General features: G+C 56.8%; 1 protein-coding gene. It reads right to left on the bottom strand.

Going from position 1 to position 340, the window contains the following annotated elements:
• On the bottom strand, window positions 1–340 hold a 340-nt coding region (locus tag ACIQVE_RS27645), incomplete at both ends, for a type VI secretion system contractile sheath domain-containing protein (protein ID WP_402814758.1).

The raw sequence follows: 340 nt of genomic DNA, 5'->3' as shown, positions 1-340 counted from the left end.
ACGAACTTCGGCTTCTGCACCGAGCTTGCGGAGAAGAACGCCGCGTTGTCGGAGCCTTTACGCATGGTCAGGGAGATGAAGCCTTCCTCGGCCAGTTCGTATTCACGACGGTCGGAAACCAGAACCTCAGTAGGGATCTTGGTTTCGATTTCGCCCATGCTTTCGAAATGGTGCAACGGCAGGTCTTCAACAGCACCACCGCTCTGAGGGCCGATGATGTTCGGGCACCAGCGGAATTTGGCGAAGCTGTCAGTCAGCTTGGTGCCGAACGCGTAGGCGGTGTTGCCCCACAGGTAGTGCTCGTGGCTGTTGGCAACGGTTTCCTTGTACACGAACGATT

Origin of the sequence: Pseudomonas sp. NPDC098747 (assembly GCF_044760045.1) — a bacterium.
GTDB lineage: Bacteria > Pseudomonadota > Gammaproteobacteria > Pseudomonadales > Pseudomonadaceae > Aquipseudomonas.
Note: the sequence above shows the minus strand (reverse complement) of the source record. Positions and strands in the feature narration are given on the sequence as shown.